The 19,244-nt window shown below is 73.3% G+C and carries 23 protein-coding genes; 13 read left to right on the top strand and 10 right to left on the bottom strand.

The window, feature by feature from the left end:
- Positions 1-115 precede the first annotated feature (115 nt).
- From AB0D67_RS36370 to AB0D67_RS36340, 7 genes are all read left to right on the top strand, one after another.
- Positions 116-955: a hypothetical protein gene (locus AB0D67_RS36370; protein ID WP_362946151.1), complete on the top strand. Its 840-nt coding sequence runs from the start codon at positions 116-118 to the stop codon at positions 953-955.
- The gene (locus tag AB0D67_RS36365; RefSeq protein ID WP_362946149.1) at positions 916-2,673 is read left to right on the top strand and encodes a PQQ-binding-like beta-propeller repeat protein; all 1,758 of its coding nucleotides are present in this window, start codon (positions 916-918) and stop codon (positions 2,671-2,673) included. Before AB0D67_RS36370 ends, AB0D67_RS36365 begins: the two co-directional genes overlap by 40 nt.
- A 100-nt stretch (positions 2,674-2,773) precedes the next feature.
- A complete protein-coding gene (locus tag AB0D67_RS36360; protein WP_362946147.1) occupies positions 2,774-3,811 on the top strand; it encodes a hypothetical protein in 1,038 nt (345 codons plus the stop codon).
- A gap of 120 nt (positions 3,812-3,931) precedes the next feature.
- Entirely contained in the window at positions 3,932-5,098 is a 1,167-nt protein-coding gene (locus AB0D67_RS36355) for a histidine kinase (protein ID WP_362946144.1), read from the top strand.
- Between the two features lie 3 nt (positions 5,099-5,101).
- Complete coding sequence (locus AB0D67_RS36350; protein WP_362946141.1) at positions 5,102-5,749, top strand: response regulator transcription factor; 648 nt, start codon at positions 5,102-5,104, stop codon at positions 5,747-5,749.
- Positions 5,750-5,986: 237 nt separating this feature from the next.
- A complete protein-coding gene (locus AB0D67_RS36345; protein WP_362946139.1) occupies positions 5,987-6,217 on the top strand; it encodes a helix-turn-helix domain-containing protein in 231 nt (76 codons plus the stop codon).
- On the top strand, positions 6,217-6,771 hold the full coding sequence (locus AB0D67_RS36340; RefSeq protein ID WP_362946136.1) for a hypothetical protein: 555 nt from the start codon (positions 6,217-6,219) through the stop codon (positions 6,769-6,771). Before AB0D67_RS36345 ends, AB0D67_RS36340 begins: the two co-directional genes overlap by 1 nt.
- Before the next feature lie 158 nt (positions 6,772-6,929).
- On the opposite strand, the gene AB0D67_RS36335 is transcribed toward AB0D67_RS36340, so the two are convergent.
- From AB0D67_RS36335 to AB0D67_RS36325, 3 genes are read right to left on the bottom strand one after another with little or no spacing between them, the layout of a single operon-like run.
- Positions 6,930-7,754 carry an ABC transporter ATP-binding protein gene (locus tag AB0D67_RS36335; protein ID WP_362946134.1) on the bottom strand — a complete coding sequence of 275 codons (825 nt, stop codon included), beginning with the start codon at positions 7,752-7,754 and terminating at the stop codon, positions 6,930-6,932.
- Positions 7,751-8,767 (bottom strand): ABC transporter substrate-binding protein, encoded by a 1,017-nt coding sequence (locus AB0D67_RS36330; RefSeq protein WP_362946132.1) that lies wholly within the window; start codon positions 8,765-8,767, stop codon positions 7,751-7,753. Before AB0D67_RS36330 ends, AB0D67_RS36335 begins: the two co-directional genes overlap by 4 nt.
- Positions 8,768-8,808: 41 nt before the next feature.
- Complete coding sequence (locus tag AB0D67_RS36325) at positions 8,809-9,624, bottom strand: ABC transporter permease (protein WP_362946129.1); 816 nt, start codon at positions 9,622-9,624, stop codon at positions 8,809-8,811.
- A gap of 142 nt (positions 9,625-9,766) precedes the next feature.
- On the opposite strand from AB0D67_RS36325, the gene AB0D67_RS36320 reads away from it, so the two are divergent.
- On the top strand, positions 9,767-10,849 hold the full coding sequence (locus AB0D67_RS36320) for a LacI family DNA-binding transcriptional regulator (RefSeq protein WP_362946127.1): 1,083 nt from the start codon (positions 9,767-9,769) through the stop codon (positions 10,847-10,849).
- A 68-nt stretch (positions 10,850-10,917) separates the two neighbouring features.
- On the opposite strand, the gene AB0D67_RS36315 is transcribed toward AB0D67_RS36320, so the two are convergent.
- The 3 genes from AB0D67_RS36315 to AB0D67_RS36305 all read right to left on the bottom strand — a co-directional run bounded on the left by AB0D67_RS36315 (position 10,918) and on the right by AB0D67_RS36305 (position 13,248).
- Entirely contained in the window at positions 10,918-12,285 is a 1,368-nt protein-coding gene (locus AB0D67_RS36315; protein ID WP_362946124.1) for a cation:dicarboxylase symporter family transporter, read from the bottom strand.
- A gap of 266 nt (positions 12,286-12,551) precedes the next feature.
- On the bottom strand, positions 12,552-12,776 hold the full coding sequence (locus AB0D67_RS36310) for an HGxxPAAW family protein (protein ID WP_362946122.1): 225 nt from the start codon (positions 12,774-12,776) through the stop codon (positions 12,552-12,554).
- Between the two features lie 25 nt (positions 12,777-12,801).
- Positions 12,802-13,248: a MarR family transcriptional regulator gene (locus AB0D67_RS36305; protein ID WP_362946120.1), complete on the bottom strand. Its 447-nt coding sequence runs from the start codon at positions 13,246-13,248 to the stop codon at positions 12,802-12,804.
- 81 nt (positions 13,249-13,329) lie between these two features.
- On the opposite strand from AB0D67_RS36305, the gene AB0D67_RS36300 reads away from it, so the two are divergent.
- From AB0D67_RS36300 to AB0D67_RS36290, 3 genes are all read left to right on the top strand, one after another.
- Entirely contained in the window at positions 13,330-13,512 is a 183-nt protein-coding gene (locus AB0D67_RS36300; protein ID WP_362946117.1) for a hypothetical protein, read from the top strand.
- Between the two features lie 221 nt (positions 13,513-13,733).
- Positions 13,734-13,961 carry a DUF5302 domain-containing protein gene (locus tag AB0D67_RS36295; RefSeq protein WP_362946115.1) on the top strand — a complete coding sequence of 76 codons (228 nt, stop codon included), beginning with the start codon at positions 13,734-13,736 and terminating at the stop codon, positions 13,959-13,961.
- 7 nt (positions 13,962-13,968) lie between these two features.
- Positions 13,969-14,676, top strand: coding sequence for a ThuA domain-containing protein (locus AB0D67_RS36290; RefSeq protein ID WP_362946113.1), 708 nt, complete (start codon positions 13,969-13,971; stop codon positions 14,674-14,676).
- Positions 14,677-14,756: 80 nt separating this feature from the next.
- Here the strand turns inward: AB0D67_RS36290 and AB0D67_RS36285 are convergent, their stop codons facing one another.
- Positions 14,757-15,674, bottom strand: coding sequence for a LysR family transcriptional regulator (locus AB0D67_RS36285; RefSeq protein WP_362946110.1), 918 nt, complete (start codon positions 15,672-15,674; stop codon positions 14,757-14,759).
- Between the two features lie 73 nt (positions 15,675-15,747).
- Here AB0D67_RS36285 and AB0D67_RS36280 point away from each other — a divergent pair, with 73 nt between their 5' ends.
- Positions 15,748-16,749, top strand: a complete 1,002-nt coding sequence (locus tag AB0D67_RS36280; RefSeq protein WP_362946108.1) for a DMT family transporter — start codon at positions 15,748-15,750, stop codon at positions 16,747-16,749.
- Between the two features lie 55 nt (positions 16,750-16,804).
- Here the strand turns inward: AB0D67_RS36280 and AB0D67_RS36275 are convergent, their stop codons facing one another.
- From AB0D67_RS36275 to AB0D67_RS36265, 3 genes are read right to left on the bottom strand one after another with little or no spacing between them, the layout of a single operon-like run.
- Positions 16,805-17,173, bottom strand: a complete 369-nt coding sequence (locus AB0D67_RS36275) for a DUF4180 domain-containing protein (RefSeq protein ID WP_362946106.1) — start codon at positions 17,171-17,173, stop codon at positions 16,805-16,807.
- On the bottom strand, positions 17,166-18,119 hold the full coding sequence (locus AB0D67_RS36270) for an alpha/beta fold hydrolase (protein WP_362946103.1): 954 nt from the start codon (positions 18,117-18,119) through the stop codon (positions 17,166-17,168). Before AB0D67_RS36270 ends, AB0D67_RS36275 begins: the two co-directional genes overlap by 8 nt.
- Positions 18,116-18,547, bottom strand: coding sequence for a helix-turn-helix domain-containing protein (locus tag AB0D67_RS36265; protein ID WP_362946101.1), 432 nt, complete (start codon positions 18,545-18,547; stop codon positions 18,116-18,118). Before AB0D67_RS36265 ends, AB0D67_RS36270 begins: the two co-directional genes overlap by 4 nt.
- A gap of 166 nt (positions 18,548-18,713) precedes the next feature.
- Here AB0D67_RS36265 and AB0D67_RS36260 point away from each other — a divergent pair, with 166 nt between their 5' ends.
- On the top strand, positions 18,714-19,244 hold the full coding sequence (locus AB0D67_RS36260) for a shikimate kinase (protein ID WP_362946099.1): 531 nt from the start codon (positions 18,714-18,716) through the stop codon (positions 19,242-19,244).

Below are 19,244 nucleotides of genomic sequence, written 5' to 3'. Positions count from 1 at the left end.
GACGGGCAAAAATTTTCGTAATTATCTCATCCCCCACCCCGGCGCATCCCCCCCCCCCCGCTAGTCGCCCGGCCGGGCGGCCGGGGAACCGCCGGAGGAACCCGCCGGGGAACCGGTGGGGGAACCCGCGGAGACGTCGGCGGAGGCCCCGCCCCCGCTGCTCACCCGGATCCTCCGCAGCCCGCTGGCATGGCTGGGCGGCGTGCTGAGCGCTGTGGCGGCCGCCGTCCTCGGGCCCTGGGCGCAGGGCGGCGGGCAGGACCTCCTGGAGAACGTTCTCGGGCGGCCCCCTCTCGCCGTGCCGGTCGTCGAGGAGCACGCGCCCGGACCGGGCCCCGTGGCGTTCCGCTCCCGGCCGTCGTCGGCCGCCGACCGCGCCGTGCTGCTCACCGCCCCGTCGGACGAGGAGTTCGCCGAGCTGTCGCGCCGCCACGACGGCGGGGCGGTCGAGCGCCTGGACGTCACCATCACCGTCGAGAGCCGGCGCAGCGACCTGAGGATCGTCGACATCCGCCCCCGGGTACGGCGCAGCACCGCGATCCTCACCGGCGCGTACTTCCTGCCGGACACGTCGGGCGAGGCGCCCGTCATCTCGCTGAACGCCGACTTCGACAGGCCCCCCGTGCTCCTTCTCGCCGGCGAGAAGGGGAAGAAGCCCTACTTCACCGGCAAGCAGATCGACCTGAAGCGCGGCGAGCGCGAGACGCTGGTCATCTCCTTCCTGTCCCACCGCGCGGCCGTCGAGTTCGACCTCCAGGTCCTCGTCGTCACCGGCGGGCGGCGGATGACGCAGACGATCGGCGGCACCGACGGCGGGCTGTTCCGCGTCACCGGGGCGGCCCGTGACCACCACGCCTACCGGGCCGTCTACGCCGAGGAGGGACGGACCTGGCACAGAGCCGGCGGGAAGACCCTGTGCGCCGCCTTCCCCGCCTCGCGGGGGTGCCGGCGGTGATCCGGCGGCTCGCCGCGACCGCGGTCCTCCTGCTGTCCGTACTGGTCACCGCCGGCGACCTCCCGCCCGTCCCCCTCCCGCCTCCGGGGGTGTTCACACCGGTCTGGGAGACGTCCGCGGACGAGCCCGGCAACCGCTACGACGGCGCCCGGCCGTTCGCCGTCACCGGCGACCTCGTCCTCTCCGTGACGGGACCCTCCGGGGACGTCCTCCTCCGCGACCTGCGGACCGGCCGTCCTCGCGCCGTGCTCCGCGGACCCGCCGGGCACCGGCTCGAAGGGGCGTGGCCCGCCGGGGACGTCGTGGTCGTGCACCGCAGCACGCGGGACGGGGCCGTCCACCGGCTCACCGGCTACGGGACGGGCTCCGGGCGCGAGCTGTGGGAGGCCGACGTGCCGGCCGCGCTGTACGGCGGGCCCGGCCAGGTCCCCGCGGACCTGCGGGTGGACGCGACGCCCGGCGGTGTCACGCTGGTGAGCGCCGGAAGCGGTGCGGCGGCCGGCATCAGCCCGCGCGACGGGAGCACCGCCTGGCGCGTCCCCCTTCCCCGTGGCGACGCGTGCGCGGGGACCACGGGGGCGGGTCCGGCCCTCCTCGTGACGGTCGTCCGCTGCGGGAGCGGCCCGGCCACGCTGTGGGCGCTGGATCCGGCGACCGGGACGACGCGGTGGCGCGACACCCTCCCGCTCCGGCCGGACGGGACCGGTGACGACCCGCAGGAGGAGGAAGGTGCCGGTGAGCCGGACGCGGTGGAGGTGGCCCGGGACGGGACGGCGCTGGTCTCGGCGGACGGCCGCCACCGGCTCTACGCCCCCGGCGGGCGGAGGATCGACGTGGACGGCCACGGCCCGGCCTACGGTCTCGCCGTCGCCGGCGACGTGGCCGCCTACACCGTCCGGTCACCCGGCGGTTCGCCGCCGGTCACCGTCGCCGTGGAGCGCGACGGTGACGTGCGGTGGCGGCGAGGACTGCCGGGATACGAGATGCACGACCTCGGGGAGCGGAGCCGTCCAGGCCTGGCGGTCCTCCAGGACGACGCCGGGAAGGAGGGAGGCCGGCCGGGCCCCGCCTTCCTCGTGGTCGCCGACGTCGGCCGCGGTGACGTCGCGTGGCGCCCGCTCCCGACCGCCGCCTCCGCCTCGACACTCCTCGGCGCCGCCGCCGGGCTCGTCCTCGTCGGGCACGTCGACGGCCGCGGAGGCGACGCGGACGGCCGGATCACCGCCTACCGGCTCTCCCGCCCGCGAGGCGCCGGGCCCGCCGCGCTCGCCGGGACCGAACCCTCCGCCTGGCCTGACGCGTGCGGGCTGCTCAACGTGGACGACCTCCGTATCCTGGGCCCGGGCTACAGTTCCCACCCCCGCCACCGGCGGGTCGGCGGGACGGGTCTCCCCCGCCCCACCGGCTGCGACTACGTCCCGCCCACCGATGACGGCCCCGCCGTGGCGGTGACCGTCGCGTGGGTCGCGCCCTCCCCCGACGCCGCCCGGCTCCTCGTGTCCACCGCCCTGGCGCACATGCGGCGGGAGATGTCGCCCGTCGAACCGCGCGACGAGGGGGTCTGGCTGCTCGACGGTCCGGGGATGGCCCCCGTCCCCGACTCCGCCCTGGTCGGCGTGGGCGGAGTCGTCGTCCATCTGAGCGTGTTCGGCGACCCCGGCGGAGCCCGGAAGGTCGCCGGCGTCGTGGCGCGCAACCTGCGCCGCGCCCACCGGTGAGACACGGAGGACGCGGCCGTACGGCCCGGCGCGTCGTCCCGTCTTGTGTCCCCGGGCCGCCGGGCCCACCGGGACCCGCCGATCTGGTAGGCATTTGCGCATGATCCGTTCCCTGGCGCTCCTCACCGCGGCCCTCCCCCTCCTGACGTCCGTCGCCCCCGCCTCCGCCGCGGGCCCCGCCGTACCGCACGTCCCGGCCGGGGTGGCCGCCGGCTACGCGGTCTTCGATCGGCAGACCGGCAGGCTCACCGCTCACCGCGACGTGCACCGGAGGTTCCGGTCGGCGTCCGTGGTGAAGATCATGATCGCCATCGACCACCTGGAGTCGCACCGGAAGGTCCCCGACCGGGATCTCGCCCTGCTGAAGGTGATGCTGCGGGTCAGCGACGACGACGCGGCGTCGGCGTTCTGGGACCGCGGCGGCAAAGGGAAGATCGTCGAGCGGATCGCGCGGCGGCTGGGACTGACCGACACAGCACCGCCGCCCGCCGACAGGCCGGGGTTCTGGGGCTACACCTCGCTGAGCGCGCTGGACATGGTGCGCGTCTACCGCTACCTGCTCGACCGGGCCGAACCGCGCGTCTCCGAGCTGATCCTCGGCCACCTGCGCCAAGCCGGGCCGTGCGGCTCCGACGGCTTCGACCAGTACTTCGGCATCCCCCGGGGGGTCGCCCGGCCGTGGGCGGTCAAGCAGGGCTGGTCGGGGTACGGCCTCAGGCCGCCGGTCAGGTGCCGGCCGTCGTCCCCTGGGACCCCGGGGACCCCGTCGCTTCCGGCCTCCTCGGCCGCGGTCCCGAGCCCGGCGGCCTCCGGGCGGACGACCGCGGCGGCCTCCGGGCGGACGACCGCGGCGGCCTCCGGGCGTACGGCCGGCGCCCCCGCCCCGGCCGGTCCCCTCTCCGGCGTCCCGGTGCCGGTCGCCCCGGCCGACGCCGCCGCCCCGGCCGCCCCCGGGTCCGCGCCCAGGGTCGTGCCCGACTACGGCCGGCCCGTCCTGCACACCACCGGCCTCGTCGGCCCGAAGGACCGCTGGATCATTGTCCTGCTCACCGCCTACCCCGCCGGGACGTCCTGGCAGCGCTCGACGTCCCAGATCACCCGTCTCGCCCGGGAGGTCCACCGCAGCGGGACCGCCTGAGCCTCTCCGGGAGCGCGTCCGGGGTGTACGCGCGGCGACGCGACCGTGGACCTTCGGCCACCGCGGCGTGGACCCAGGTCGCTGGGGAGCGGGTCCGCACGGTGCATAGGCTGTGGAGCCGTGGACGACCGTACGGAGAACCAGCCGCCCCTGACCCGGCGGGACTCCGCGCTGCGCTACCTGTGCGCCGCGGTGCCGATGCTGTTCCACGGCACCGTCCTGGCCGTGGTCGTCTCCCGGGAGCACGACCGGCTCGGGCTCGCGCTGACCGAGGCGGGGCTCGGCCTGGCCGGGCTGGTCCTGCTGCGGTGGCGGCGCCGCCTGCCGTGGCAGACCGCGCTGGCGACGGCCCTGCTGACGACGTTCTCCACCGTAGCGACCGGCCCGGCCTACGTCGCCTACGTGTCGCTGTGCACGCACCGCCGGTGGCGCCGGATCGCCCCGGTCGCGGCCGTCCTCTGGCTGTGCACGGCGTTCTACGCCGTCATGAACGGCGTCGGCCAGGCGACGGCCGTCTCCCTGGTGACCGGCACCGTCATCCTCGGTGGGCTGACCCTCCTCGGCCTGTACCTGCGCGGGCTGCGCGACCTGGCCGCCTCGCGGCGGGAGGCGGCGCTGGCCGCCGGGCGCGAGCAGGCGCAGCGGATCGAGCAGGCCAGGCTCGCCGAACGCGCCAGGATCTCCCACGAGATGCACGACGTCCTGGCGCACCGGCTCTCCCTGCTGGCGATGCTGGCGGGCGGCCTGGCGTACCGGAAGGACCTCACCGCCGGGGAGACCCGCGAGGTCGCGCTGGCGATCCAGGAGAACGCCCACCAGTCGCTGAACGAGTTACGCGCCGTACTCGGCGTCCTCCGGTCCGAGGGCGCCTCCGCCGCCTCGGAGACGCCGGAGGCGCCGCAGCCGGGGCTGGACCGGCTGGGCGACCTGTTCGAGGAGGTGCGGGCGGCGGGCCAGCGGGTCGAGGTGACCGACGCCGTCGAGGGCCGTGAGTCGCTGCCGGCGCAGACCGGCCGGCACGCCTACCGGATCGTGCAGGAGGCCCTGACCAACGCCCGCAAGCACGCGCCGGGCAGCCGGGTGCGGGCCGAGATCGGCGGGCGTCCCGGCGACGGCCTGCGGATCCGGGTGAGCAATCCGGCGGTTCCGGGGTCGCCCGCCGGTCCCGGCGGGCGGCTGGGGCTGGTGGGCCTGGCCGAGCGGATCCGGATGGCCGGCGGCACCCTCAGCCACTCCCTGCGGGACGGGTGCTTCGTCCTCGACGCAAGACTGCCGTGGGAGGCTTGACGGGTGATTCGGCTGGTGATCGTGGACGACGACCCGATGGTGCGGACCGGGCTGCGCCTCATCCTGGGCGGCGAGCCCGACCTGGAGATCGCGGGCGAGGCCGGGGACGGCCGGCACGCCATGGAGGTGATCCGCGACCTGCGGCCCGACGTGGTGCTGATGGACATCCGCATGCCCGTCCAGGACGGGCTGGCCACCACCGAGCTGCTGCTGAGGCGGCCGGACGCGCCCCGGATCCTCGTGCTCACCACCTTCGACGCCGACGACCTGGTCCTGCGGGCCCTGCGGCTCGGCGCGGCCGGGTTCCTGCTCAAGGACACGCCGCCGCCGAAGATGGTCGAGGCGGTCCGCGCCGCGGCGAGGGGCGAGCCGGTGCTGTCGCCGAGCGTCGCTCGGCAGGTGATCGCCGCGGCCACCGGCGGTCCCCAGCCGCGGGGCCCGGAGGCGCGGCGGGAGCTCGCCAGGCTCACCGAGCGCGAGCGCGAGGTCGCGGTCGAGGTGGCCCGGGGCAGCTCGAACGCCGAGATCGCCGAACGCCTGCACATGAGCGTCGCGACCGTGAAGGCGAACGTCACCCGGATCTTCGCCAAGCTCGGGACCGACAACCGGGTCCACGTCGCCATGAAGGTGCGCGACGCCGGCCTCCTCTGACTCTGACCGCCTGCCGGAGCCGCATCGTCCGGGCTGCATCCGTCCCGGCCGCGTCCTCCCTACCGGTTCGGGGGCCCTCCACGCCCATCCGCGCACGCCCACGCCTTCCCGCGTCGTCCGCGCCGAGTCTCCCGGGGACCGCGTCGTTCCGCGCCGCCTGTCCGCCTGGAACCGGTGCCCCGGAGGAATTCGTCAGCATATGCTGACAAACGAGGCGTGTCAGCATATGCTGACAGCATGACGACGGTAACCGAACTGGCCGAGGCCACCACCGGCGAGGACCCGGTGACGGCGCTGGCCGCCGTGGCGGCCCTGCGGCGGCTCCTGGAGGAGCTGGAGGCCGCGCACGTCACCGAGGCCCGCGCCCGGAACGTGTCGTGGGAGACCATCGCGGCGGCACTCGGCGTGAAACGGCAGACGGCGCACCGCAAGCACGCGCACCGGATCATCGACGGCGGGAGACGCTGATGTTCGAGAGGTTCGCCCCCGAGGCCCGGAGGACCGTGGTCCGGGCCGGCCTGCTGTCGCTCGACGCCGGCCGCACCGTCCTGGACGACGACATGCTGCTGCTCGCCCTGGCCGAGGCGTGGCCGGTGGACGGCTTCGAGGTGTCTCCGGACGCCGTCCGCGCGCTGCTGCCCGCGGGCCCGCCGGATCGCCCGGGTGACCGCGACCTGCTGGCCGGCCTGGGCGTCGACCTGGACGAGATCCGCCGCAGGCTCCCGTCCCGCCGCGCCGACCCGGCCGCGTGGCGGCTGCGCCGCCCCCGGACGCGCCCGCTGCGCGTGACGCTCTCCGGCCCGGCCGGCGACCTCCGGCTCACCGTCGCGGCCCGCAAGGCCGTCGAGGTCGCCCTGTACCACGCCGCCCGCCGTACCGATGGAGGCGGGGTCGTGGACGAGGACCTGGTGAGGGGCCTGCTGGCCGACGGCTCCAACGCCTCGGTGGCGATCCTGCGCCGTCTCGGCGCCGACCTCCCCGCCCTCGCCGGAAGGCTGTGGCCCCTCCGCGCGTCCGCCTGACCGCCGTACCCGGGACATGGGACCGGCCGGTCCGCCACCGTGACGGCGCCGAGCGGAGTGCGGGGATCGGCCGGTCCGCCGCCGCGGCGGCACCGGACAGCGCACGGAGATCGGCCGGTCCGCCGCGGTGGCCGCGCCGGGCAGGGCGCGGGGACCGGTCAGTCCGCCGCCGTGGCCGCGCCGAGCAGGTCGCGGATCCGGCCGGTGGCCTCGGCGAACGAGGGCCGCGACATCGTCTCGGAGTAGTCGCGGGGGCCGGGGAGATCGACGTCGATGATCTCCGCGACGGTCCCCGGCCGCGCGGTCATCACCAGGACCCGGTTGGCGAGGTAGACCGACTCGGCGATGGAGTGGGTGACCAGGAGCACGGTCGTGCCCGTCTCCCGCCAGATGCGGTGCAGCTCGACGTTCATCTGCTCGCGGGTGAGGGCGTCGAGCGCGCCGAACGGCTCGTCCATCAGCAGGACCGGCGGGCGGTGCAGCAGCGCCCGGCACAGCGCCACCCGCTGCTGCATGCCGCCCGACAGCTCGTGCGGCAGGGCGTCCTCGAAGCCGGTGAGCCCGGTCATCTCGATCAGCTCGTCCGCCCTCCGGCCGGCCTCGGCGGCGGGCATCCCGCGCATCTCCGCCTGGAGCAGGATGTTGCGGCGCGCGGACCGCCACTCCAGCAGGGCCGCGCGCTGGAACACGTATCCGATGTCACGCCTGGTGCCGCCGACCGTCTCCCCGAACAGGCGCACGCTCCCCGCCGACGGCCGCAGCAGGCCGGAGACCAGTTTCAGCAGTGTCGACTTGCCGCAACCCGAGGGGCCGACGATCGAGACGAACTCGCCGGGCGCGACGCTCAGCGACACGTCGCGCAGCGCGGTCACCTCCTTCTTCTTGGCCCTGAACCGGACCGCGACGGCGTCGAGCTCCACCGCCGCGGTGGTCGCGCCGCCGGGCCTGCGCTCGGCCTCCAGCTCGCCTTTCATCGTGCTCATCCCTTCGGAGTGACGCTCTCGTCCCAGTAGGCGGCCGGCGCCTCGGCCTTGGCGATCACGCCCGCCTTGACGAAGGTGCCGATCGTCGCCTGCCAGTCCGCGGCGGTGTTGACCCCCGGGGCCATGCCCTTGGTCGCGTCGGTGTGCAGCAGCGTGACGGTGGTCTTGAACTGATCGAGCAGCACCTGCGCGCTGGGAAGCTGCTCGGAGGCGCCCTGCATCGCGTCCACCGCCGCCTGCGGGTCCTTCTCGGCGGCGGCCCACGCCTCGCTGGTGGCCGCGGCCATGCGCTTGACCAGGTCGGCCCTGCTCTCCAGGTTCTTGGTGGAGGTCAGCAGGCCATTGCTGTAGAAGTTGAGGCCGAACTCGGAGAAGCGCAGGTAGGAGACCTTCTTGCCCGCCTTCTCCTGCATCGTCGGCCCCTGGTCGGAGGCGTAGCCGAGCAGGGCGTCGGCCTGACCGGAGATCACCGCGGCGATCTTCCCCGCCGGGTCGGTGTTCTGCAGCTGCACGTCGCCCTCGGCCATGCCGTTCTGCTTGAGGAAGGCCGGGAACGTCTTGGACAGCGCGTCGCCGGCGGTGATGGCGATCTTCTTGCCCTTGATGCCGGCGGGCTCGGTGATGTTCTTCTCGTCGAAGAACTGCACGGAGGCGGGGGTGGTCTGCAGGTAGACCCCGAGGCTCCTGACCGGGACGCCCTGGGAGACGGAGGCCAGCAGCGCGGGGGTGTCGGCCCAGCCGAAGTCGGTCTGCCCCGCCCCGGTGGCCTGGATGGTCTTCTGCGAGCCCTGGCCGGCCTGGATCTTCAGGTCGATGCCGTGCTTCTCGAAGACGGCCTGCTTCCTGCCGAGGTAGAACGGCGCGTGCTCGCCGTACGGGTACCAGTTGAGCGTGAGCGTCACCTGGTCGAGCTTCTTGCCCGACGCGCTGGTGGTCGTGCCGCCTTCCTCTCCGCCGCAGGCGGTGAGGAGGAGGGCCGGCAGCAGGGCGGCGATGGCGATCCGGGATTTCACGGGGTGCCTTCCTAGGGGTGGTCGGTGGCCGGTTCCAGGCTTCAGAGGGTCGTGGTCGCGCTCTCGCCCCGCCGGCTGGCGTGCCAGGGCAGCATCAGATGCTCGGCGATCTCGACGAGGACGAACAGCACGACGCCGATCAGCGACATCACCAGCAGCCCCGCGAACAGCATGGGGGTGTCGAGGTTGCCGTTGGCCTGCAGGATCACGAAGCCGAGTCCCTCGTTCGCGCCGACGAACTCGCCGACCACGGCGCCGGTCACCGCGAGGGTGACGGCCACCTTCAGGCCGGAGAACAGGTGCGGGAGGGAGGCGGGGAAACGGATCTTCGCGAAGGTCTTGAGCGGGCTCGCGCCCATGGTGGCGGCGAGCTGGAGCATCTCGGGGTCGACGGACTTCAGCCCGGTCACCATGGAGATGACGACGGGGAAGAACGCGATCAGCACGGCGACGACGACCTTGGGGGTCAGCCCGAAGCCGAGCCAGACCACGAACAGCGGGGCGATGGCGATCTTGGGGATGACCTGCGCGAAGAGCAGGACGGGATAGAGCGTCTTCTCCACGGTCGCGGAGTAGACCATCACCACGGCCGCAAGGACGCCGATGACGACGGCGATGACGAAGCCCAGGACGGTCTCGTAGGTGGTCACCCAGGTGTGCTGCCAGAGATATGACGACTTCTCCGTCATCACCCCGAGGGTCGTCCCCGGCGACGGAACGAGGTAGGGCGGCACCAGCTGGGTGGAGGTGATCGCCCACCACACGGCGAAACAGGCGACGAGCAGCGCGACCGGCCGCCAGCTCCGTTCGAGGACGGCGAGCAGCCGCCCCTCGGACCCGCCGGGGTTCATGCTCATGATGGGCGCCCTCCTTTCGCCCGCGTACGGGCGGATCTGTATGCAAGCGCTTTCTGGTGATGTGAAAGCGCTGTCTGAAAGCGCTTTCCGGTGTACGGTAGGGGCCGTCTCACATACGGGTCAAGAGGAGGTGAGGGAGGAATTGGACAAATGGTCCCAGGTGACCCTCAATGACGTCGCCCGCGAGGCGGGGGTCTCCTCCGCCACCGCCTCCCGCGCGCTCAACGGCACCACCCGCGTGCGCGCCGACCTCCGCGAGCGGGTCCTGGCCGCCGCGGAGCGGCTCGCCTACACCCCGAACGCCCACGCCCAGGCCCTCGCCCGCGCCTCCAGCCAGGCGGTGGGCGTCATCTGCCACGACGTCAGCGACCCCTACTTCGCGGCGGTCTCCGGCGGGATCATGCGGGCCGCCGCGGAGCACGACCTCCACGTGATCATGGGAAGCACCTTCCGCGACCCGGCCCGTGAGCTGTCCTACGTCTCCATGATGCGCGGCCAGCGCGTCCGGGCGATCCTGCTGACCGGCTCGGGGTTCGAGGACCGCGCCTGGCAGGGCGCGATGCGCGAGGAACTGGCCCGGTGCGCCGCCGCGGGGACCCGCATCGCCGCGGTCAGCCGCCACCGCGGCCTCCGCGTCGACTCGGTCCTGCCCGAGAACCGCGCCGGCGCCGCCGCGCTGGCCAGGGCGCTGCTCGGCCTCGGCCACCGCGACTTCGCCGTGCTCACCGGCCCGCCGGTCATCACCACCGTCGTGGACCGCCTGACCGGCTTCCGGGAGGCTCTCGCCGAGGCGGGGGTGATGATCGCCCCGGACCAGATCGTGGAGGGGGCCTTCAACCGCGACGGCGGCCACCGGGCCGCCTCCGAACTGGTCGCCCGCGGCCTGCGCGCCACCTGCGTCTTCGCCTCGACCGACATCATGGCGGTCGGTGCGCTGGCCGCCTTCCGCGACCACGGCCTCACCGTGCCCGGCGACGTCTCGCTGGCCGGGTTCGACGACATCCCGGTGGTCGGCGACCTGACCCCGCCGCTGACCACCGTGGCGCTGCCGCTGGAGGAGATCGGCAGGCGCGTCATGACGCTGGCCCTGCGGCCCGCCACCGCCGGACGCAGCCGCGTCGAGCGCGTCCCGGGAACCGTCGTCCTGCGCGCGAGCACCTCGGCCCCCGCCGTACGGCCGCCGCCGGGAAGGGCCCCGCGCCCGCTCACCGAGACCCCGCTCTGACGCTTCGAGGCCCCGCGCCCGCACTTCGAGATCCGGCGCCGACGCCTGGCGAGGTGCCGCACCGGCGCCTACCGGGACGCCGTGCCGACCCCCGTGCCGGCTCCGTCGTGGTCGTCCTGCCTGTCACCGAGCCCTTCATCGCGCTCGTCGCCGTGCTCGTCCAGGAGGGTCGCCTCGTCGAAGGGGGCGCGGCCGGAGAGCACCTCGGCCGCGCGGTCCCGGTCGAACTCGCCGGTCCAGGTGCCGACCATGACGGTGGCGACCGCGTTGCCCGCGAAATTGGTCAGCGCTCTCGCCTCGGACATGAAGCGGTCGATGCCGACGATCAGGCCGACGCCGTCCACCAGGGCGGGGCGGTGCGACTGCAGGCCGCCCGCGAGGGTCGCCAGACCCGCGCCGGTGACGCCTGCCGCGCCCTTGGAAGCGATGATCATGAAGGCGAGCAGGGAGACCTGCTCGCCGACCGAGAGCGGGGCGCCGGTGGCACTGGCGATGAACAGGGTGGCCATCGTGAGGTAGATGGCGGTGCCGTCCAAATTGAACGAGTAGCCGGTCGGCACGGTGATGCCGACGACCGGGCGGCTCACCCCCAGGTGCTCCATCTTGGCGATCAACCGGGGCAGGGCCGACTCCGAGGAGGAGGTCGACAGGATGAGCAGGAACTCCCGGCCGAGATAGCGCAGCAGGGACAGCAGGTTGACCCTCGCCACCAGCCACAGCAGCGGCCCGAGGACGCCCAGCACGAACACCAGGCAGGTCACGTAGAAGGCGAGCATGATGAGGCCGAGGCTGCGGAGCGCGTCGAGCCCGGTGGCGCCGACCACCGCGGCCATCGCGCCGAAGGCGCCGACCGGGGCCGCCCACATGATCATGGCGAGGATGCGGAAGACGAGCCGCTGGATGTGGGCGACGCCGTTCAGGACGGGGACGCCGCGCTCCCCCATGGCCTGCAGCGCGAACCCGGCGAGCAGCGCGACCAGGAGGGTCTGCAGCACCTGCCCCTCGGTGAACGCCGACACCAGCGTGGTCGGGATGATCCCGATCAGGAAGGAGACGGTGTCGCTCTCGCCGCCCTTGGCGGCCTCGGCCTGGGCCGACCTGCGCAGCTCGTCGGTGAGCTGGAGGCCGTGACCGGGGTCCACCAGGTTGCCCACGACCAGGCCGATGGCCAGCGCGACGGTGGACATGACGAGGAAGTAACCGATCGCCAGGCCGCCGACCCGGCCGACCTTGGCGGCCCGCGCGACGGATCCGACGCCGAGCACGATGGTGCAGAAGATGATCGGGCTGATCATCATCTTGATGAGGTTGACGAAGGCCGTGCCCAGGGGTTTCAGCGCCGTACCGAGATCGGGCGCCAGCAGTCCGACGGCGATGCCGGCGATCACCGCCAGGATGACGGCCAGGTACAGGTAGCGGGTCCGGTCTCGGGACATGGAGAGGAGCCTCCGATCCTCGGCGCGAAGTCGTCAGACGACTATGCACCTCGGATGTGACCTATGTCACCCCTCGAACCGCCATTCCGGACATCGAACCGGGCGACGGCCTCAAGCACCGGGAAGCGGCCCGGAGGATCTTGCGGCGACCTGGAGACCCTGCGGCGGCTCTGCGGCGGCACGGAGGGCCCCGCGGCGGACGACGGGTCCGGGCGATCCGTCAGATCGCCCGGGGCCGGAGCTCCGGGAGTGCGGGAGCCTCCGGGTCAGCCGCCGTGGTTCAGCGGCTCACGGGGAGCGTCGATGATCACGTCGGAGAAGATGTCCACCACCAGGGCGATCAGACCGCCCACGACGATGATTCCGGCCCCCGCCCAGAACATGATCCAGTTGGGCCCGGTGCACAGGCCCACTCCGCCGACCATGAACCCGGCCAAAATAACGAGCACCGCAAGCCAAGACTTGGGGCTTCCTCCGTGGCTTCCAGCCATGAGCCTTATCTGTCCTTTCTGTGCATCAATGATGCGTGTCGTCCGCGGCGGCGATCACCCGGGTCAGCACCCGGTGGAGCTCCTGCAGCTCCTCCAGGTCCATACCCAGTCGCCGGGCGACGGACGGCGGGATCCTCTCAGCCTCGCTCCTCAGCCTCCGGCCCTCCGGGGTGAGCGTGATCGCCAGGACGCGTTCGTCCTGACTGTCACGCCGCCGCCGGATGTAGCCGATCGCCTCAAGTCTTTTGAGGAGCGGTGACAGCGTACCGGGGTCGAGTCTCAGTAGCTTGCTCAGCTCCTTCACCGAGAGCTGGTCGTGCTCCCACAGCGCGAGCATGACGAGATACTGCGGGTGGGTCAGCCCCATCGGCTGCAGCAGCGGCCGGTAGACCCCGATGACGCCGCGCGAGGCCACCGCGAGGGCGAAGCACACCTGTCGCTCCAGGCGCAGCGCCTCGGATATGTCACTCACATGCACCTCCAATCGACATAGTAAGGTAATTGGTGCACAAAGCATTGCGGCACCAAGCGTCACCGGTCCCTGAGGAGCCCCATGTTCAACCGCAAGCCGATCGAGGAGCGGATCGCCGAGCGCCAGGCGGGGCGTTCCGAGCTCCGCGAGGGCAAGTACTTCGAGCACGGCCCCGCGCGGTTCGTCTTCCTCTTCGTGATCATCTTCGTGGTGGTCGGCCACCTGGCGGGCCTGATACTGCTGATGGCCATGGACCTGGGCTGAGCCCCGCTCCCCCGCCCTCCGGATCCCCCGCCATCTCGCGGAGATCCCATCACGGCCCGCTCCCCCGCTCCCTCGCCCTCCGGTTCTCCCACCCGCGGGCGGCCCGCGCCCCGGTGCCCGGCCCGGAGAGGATCGCGCGGCCAGCCGTACGGCGTTGCGGACGTGAGAAGATGACGTTCCGGTCGGCCGAAGCCGGACCGTCCAGAGAACAGGAGGTTCGCATGCCTGACGTCACGCCGGAGCCGGAAGACGCCGAGAGCACCCAGACCCTCGAAGGCGCCGAGGGCACCGACGACGAGCTCAAGCGCAAGTTCCGCGAGGCACTGGAGCGCAAGAAGCTGGCCCAGACGGAGCTGAACGCCGCGGGCCGGGGGAAGGGCGCCTCGAAGATCCACGGCTCCCAGGGCCCGGCCGGGGGCAGGCGCTCCTTCCGCCGCAAGAGCGGCTGACCCGGAGATGACGGCCGATCCCCCCTACGCCGTCCTCGTCTTCTCCAGGACCGCCGGGTACCGGCACGACTCCATCCCCGACGGCCTGCGGGCCGTCGGGGACCTCGGCCGGCGGCACGGCTTCACCGTCGACACCACCGAGGACGGCGGCGCCTTCACCCCCGCCGGCCTCGCCCGGTACCGGGCCGTGGTGTTCCTCAACACCAGCGGCGACGTGCTGGACGACGCGCGGCGCGCGGCGTTCGAGTCCTACGTCCGGGGCGGCGGCGGCTTCGCCGGGATCCACTCGGCCGCCGACACCGAGTACGGCTGGCCGTTCTACGGAGAGCTCGTCGGCGCCCGTTTCCGGTGCCACCCCGAGCCGCAGGAGGCCGTCGTCCGCGTGGAGGACCGCTCCCATCCCTCCACCGCGCACCTCGAACCCGTCTGGCGGCGGTACGACGAGTGGTACGACTACCGGACGAACCCGCGGCCCGGAGTGCGCGTCCTGATGTCGCTGGACGAGGCGTCGTACTCCGGCGGCGGCATGGACGACCACCCCATCGCCTGGTGCCACGACCACCTGGGCGGCCGGTCCTGGTACACCGGCGGCGGGCACACGCGCGAGTCCTACGCCGACCCGGCGTTCCGCGCCCACCTGCTCGGCGGCATCCGGTACGCCGCGGGCGTGGCGGCCGATCCCGCCCCGCGACCGACGACGGCCCCCGTACCGTGACCGGACGGCGGCGACCCGCGGCCCGGTAACGCCCGCCCGTGGTCTCCGGCCCCGAAGAACGCCGGGCGGCCGGAAGGTCGCTACAGGCCGAGCTCGCCCACCTGGTCCGTCACGGCCGCCAGGAGGGCGGTGAGCGCGGGAGCGGGCGGCGTGTCCCGGGTGACGGCGACCAGACGGCGCTTGAGAGTGGTCTCGGCGATGTCTCTGATCGCGAGCGCGGGATCGTCGCCGGGCAGGGCCAGGGTCGGCAACAGGGCGACGGCCGCCTCGGCGCGGACGAGTTCGAGCTGGACGTCGGCGTCGCTGGAGCGGTGCCGCAGATCGGGCTCGTAGCCGCCGAGGGCGCGGCAGGTCCCGATGACCATGGCATGGTGGCCGGTGCCTTCGGCGGAGGCGGTCCAGATGTCGGACCGCAGCCCGATGACCGGGACGGGTCCGCCGGGCCGGGCGAGGGGATGCGCGGCCGGGAGCACGACTTTCAGGGGCTCTTCGAGCAGGAGCGTGAAGCGCAGGCCGGCCGGGCGGGGGCGGGGGTGGCTGTCGTACTCGTCGCCGATGACGAGGTCGACCGTGCCGAGGCGCAGACCCGGCAGGGACTGTTCGAGTTCCAGTTCGGAGATCTCCACCCGGACCCGCGGGTGGTCGGCCCTCATGCGGGCCACCGCCGGGATGAGGAGGCGGCGGGCGGCCGACTGCAGGCCGCCGGCGCGGACGGTGCCCCGGATGTCGCCCCCGAGACCGGCCAGGTCGGCCTGCGCCGCCTCGGCGGCCGACAGCAGCACCCGCGCGTGCTGGGCGAGCAGACGTCCGGCGTCGGTGAGCCGCACACCCCGCCCCGCCTTGTCGAACAGCCGGGCCCCGGCCTCCTTCTCCAGCAGGGCGAGCTGCTGGGAGACCGTGGACGGGCTGTAGCCCAGAGCCGCCGCGACCGCGGCCAGAGTGCCACGCTCCTCGAACTCCCGCAGGAAGCGCAGTCGCCGGAGATCCAACTCGATCATTCGAGAATTCTAATGATTTACCTCCATGAATCATCGCTGGACCCGATGATTCGGGCCCCGGATCCTTGGACGCATGGGTGCAGCACTGTGTCTTCTGTCCGCGGCCTGCTTCGGCGCGATGGCGATCTTCGGCAAGCTCGCCTACGACGCCGGCGTCTCACCCGGGACGCTGCTGCTGGTGCGCTTCGCCCTGGCCGCCGTCCTGCTCGGGCTCGCCTTGCTCGTGCGACCGGGACTGCGTCGCGCCGCTTCCGGCCCTCCCCGAAAGTCGCCGGTCGGCACCCGGCAGGTGACTTCCGGCCCTCCCCGGAAGCCGCCGGCCGGCGCCCGGCCGGCGACGGCGCGCGGCCGGGTGCCGGCCATCGCCATCGGCCTGGGCGCCATCGGGTACGCCACACAGGCGAGTCTGTTCTTCTCCGCGCTGGAGCTGATGGACGCCTCGCTGCTGGCCCTGATCCTCTACACCTACCCGGTCATGGTCACCGTGGTGGCGGTGCTGCTCGGCCGTGACCGGCTCACCCCCGCCCGCGGAGCCGCGCTGGCGGCCGCCTCGGGCGGAACACTGCTGGTCCTGCTCGGCGCCGGCGGCATGAGCTTCCACCCGCTCGGGGCGCTGCTGGCCTTCGCCTCCGCGACCACGTACACCGTCTACATCCTCGTCGCCGACACCGTCGTGCACCGGCTGGCGCCCGTGGCGCTGTCCGCGCTGGTGATGACCGGCGCGGCCGGCACCCTCGGCGCCCGCGCCCTGCTCACCGGCGGCGTCGATCTCGGCTTCGGGGCATCGGGATGGTTCTGGCTCGCCGCCATCGCCGTGATCTCCACCGTCGTGGCGATGCTGACCTTCTTCGCCGGGCTCAGGCGCACCGGCCCCTCGACCGCCGCCATCCTGTCCACCTTCGAGCCCGTGGTCACCGCCGCACTGGCCGCGCTCGTCCTCGGCGAGTCCCTGACCCCGGTGCAGCTCGCCGGCGGCACGCTCGTGCTGTCCTCCGTCGCCGTCCTCCGGCTCCGGCGCGCCGGAACCCGACCCCGGAGCTGGAGCCGGCGCCCGGCGGCCGATCCCGCCCCGTGACCGGACGGCGGCGCCCCACGGTCCGGGACGGCCGTACGGCGGGCGGGGCCGCAGGTCAGCTGACCGCGGCCAGCCGGGCGTCGAGCGCGTCGAGGTCGGGGAGGAACCACACGTGGTCCCCCAGGTTCGACTCGTGGACGAGGGCGCGCAGGGCCGAGCTGGACGCCAGGTGCCGGGAGATGTCCCCGATGACGGCCAGCCGCAGCCGGTAGTTGACGAACTTCTGCAGGACCTCCCCGGCGAAGCGGGTGCCCAGGGAGAAGAACCGCTCGTCCAGCCGGCTCGCGGGCACGGCCACCACCTGGGCGCCGAGGAACGCCGCGCCGACCAGGTCGAGCGCGTCCTGCGTGGTCGCCACCGGCGGCCCGTCCGGATCACACACCAGCACCGTCGCCCCGGCCCGCTCCTGGATCACGTCAGGCATCGCGGGCCTCCGCGCCGAGCTGACCGCCTGCGTCGGCGGCCCCGGCCCCGGCCCCGGCCCCGGCCCCGGCCCCGGCTCCGGCGTCGGCGTCGGCGTCGGCGTCGGCGTCGGCCGATAGGAACGCCGAGACGGGCTCGGCCTGGCCCAGGATCGCGTGCCCGACCTCGGGCAGGACGGTCACGGTCGCGTGCGGGACGCAGCGGCGCACCCGCCGGGCGGTCTCCGTGGAGTCGAACATGACGTCACGGCCGCCGACGATCACCAGCACCGGCACGGCCAGGCGGCGCAGCGCCTCGTCGGGGAAGACCGGCAGCCGCTCCATCCGCGGTTTGAACTCCGTGAACGTCAGCGCCAGGGAGTCGAGGACCGGACCGGCCAGCGGGGACTTCAGGCCGGTGGCGATCCGCGCCGACCGGTGCAGCCCCCGGCGCCCGAACAGGCGCAGCGGCAGCGCCCTGATCATCCAGCCGGTCTTCTGCCGTCCCAGGCCACCGGGGCACAGCAGGGCCAGGCGCTCCACCCTTCCCGGGCGGCGGACGGCGTAGTCCAGTGCCACCCAGCCGCCGAGGGAGGTCCCGACGATCGAGGCGGCGGTGATCCCGAGGCCGTCCAGCACGTCATCCAGCCACAGCGCGTGGGCGTCGGAGTCCAGGGGCGGGCGCGACGGCGCGCTCAGGCCCGGCTCGCCGACGAGGTCCACGGCGTGGATGCGGAAACGCCGCGTCCAGACGGCGACGTCGTCCTGCCACATCGTCGCGTTCGCCCCCGCGCCGTGCAGCAGCACCACGGGTGGCGCGTCCGGCGGGCCGGAGACGACGACGAAGGTCTCGCCCTGGCGGGTGGGCACCCGTACCTGCTCGGCGGGGACCGGCCAGGCGTCCAGCGCCTCCCGGTAGCGCCGCCGGATCTCCTCCGCGCCGGCCTCGGACCGGTAGATCACGCTCATGACGTGAGGATTCCTTCCATGTAGTCGAACAGCCTGGCGGTGTCCCGCAGACCGCCCAGGACGATGATCTTCATCCGGGCCCTTTCCTCGTCGTAGACCGTCTCGATCCGCAGCGGCTGGTCGCCGGGGCGGCGGTCGGTGGCCGCGACCATCAGGAGGGTGGACAGTCGGTCGGCCGTCTCCCGGCTGACCGCGTCGATCTCCACGATGCTCGACACGTCGGTGTGCCGCTGCCGCCGTACGGTCTCCCAGGGCGGCGGGGGCACCGGGCGGCCGGTGAACGCCTCCAGATCCTCGTGCGCGATCCGGTACTGCTTGCCGATGCGGACCGCGGTGAGCCGCCCGTCCCGCACGTAGTTGCGGACGGTGCGAACGTGCAGACCCAGATGCTCGGCGACCTGCTCCACGGAGTAGAAGCGATCTGACATGAAACTACCGTATCTTTCTGCTCGATAGGGATAAATAGAGTATTTTGCGGAAAACAGGGGTGCCGCGGGGGCGTCGGCGGACCGGGAGGGCTAGGCATGGGCTTCCGGGGCAAGGAGACGGAGGACCCCTTTTTCACATTCCCCCTGAGGACCGGAGGTGGCTGACATGGCAGACACGGAGGCGGACGTCCCGATCGTGGTGGTCGGTCTGATGGGCGCCGGCAAGACCAGCGTCTCAGAAGTGCTGGGCGAGGCCCTGGACCGACCGGTGCGCGACAGTGACGACTACCTCGAGAAACGCTACGGCGTCACCGCGGCCGCCATCGCCGAGACCGCCGGCGTCACCGAGTTGCACGCCCGCGAGGCCGAGCACCTGCTGGACAGCCTCGCCGAACGGCCCGCGCCGATCATCGCCGCCGCGGCCAGCGTCCTGGACGACCCGCGGTGCCGGGAGGCGCTCAAACCGGCCCTGGTGGTGTGGCTGGACGCCACCCCTGAGTTCATCGCCAAGAAGATCGAGGAGAAGCCGCACCGCCCGCGGTTCGGCAAGAAGCCGCTGGACGTGGCGAAGGAGCTGCACGAACGCCGGGCCGCGGCCTTCGCCGAGGTGGCCGACCTGCGCTTCGAACGGCCGAAGATGTCCAAGCGCGAGGTGGCCCACGCCATCCTGGACCACCTGAAGGAGCAGGCCGGCTGA

This window comes from Streptosporangium sp. NPDC048047 (genome assembly GCF_040653115.1).
Lineage (GTDB): Bacteria > Actinomycetota > Actinomycetes > Streptosporangiales > Streptosporangiaceae > Streptosporangium.
Note: the sequence above shows the minus strand (reverse complement) of the source record. Positions and strands in the feature narration are given on the sequence as shown.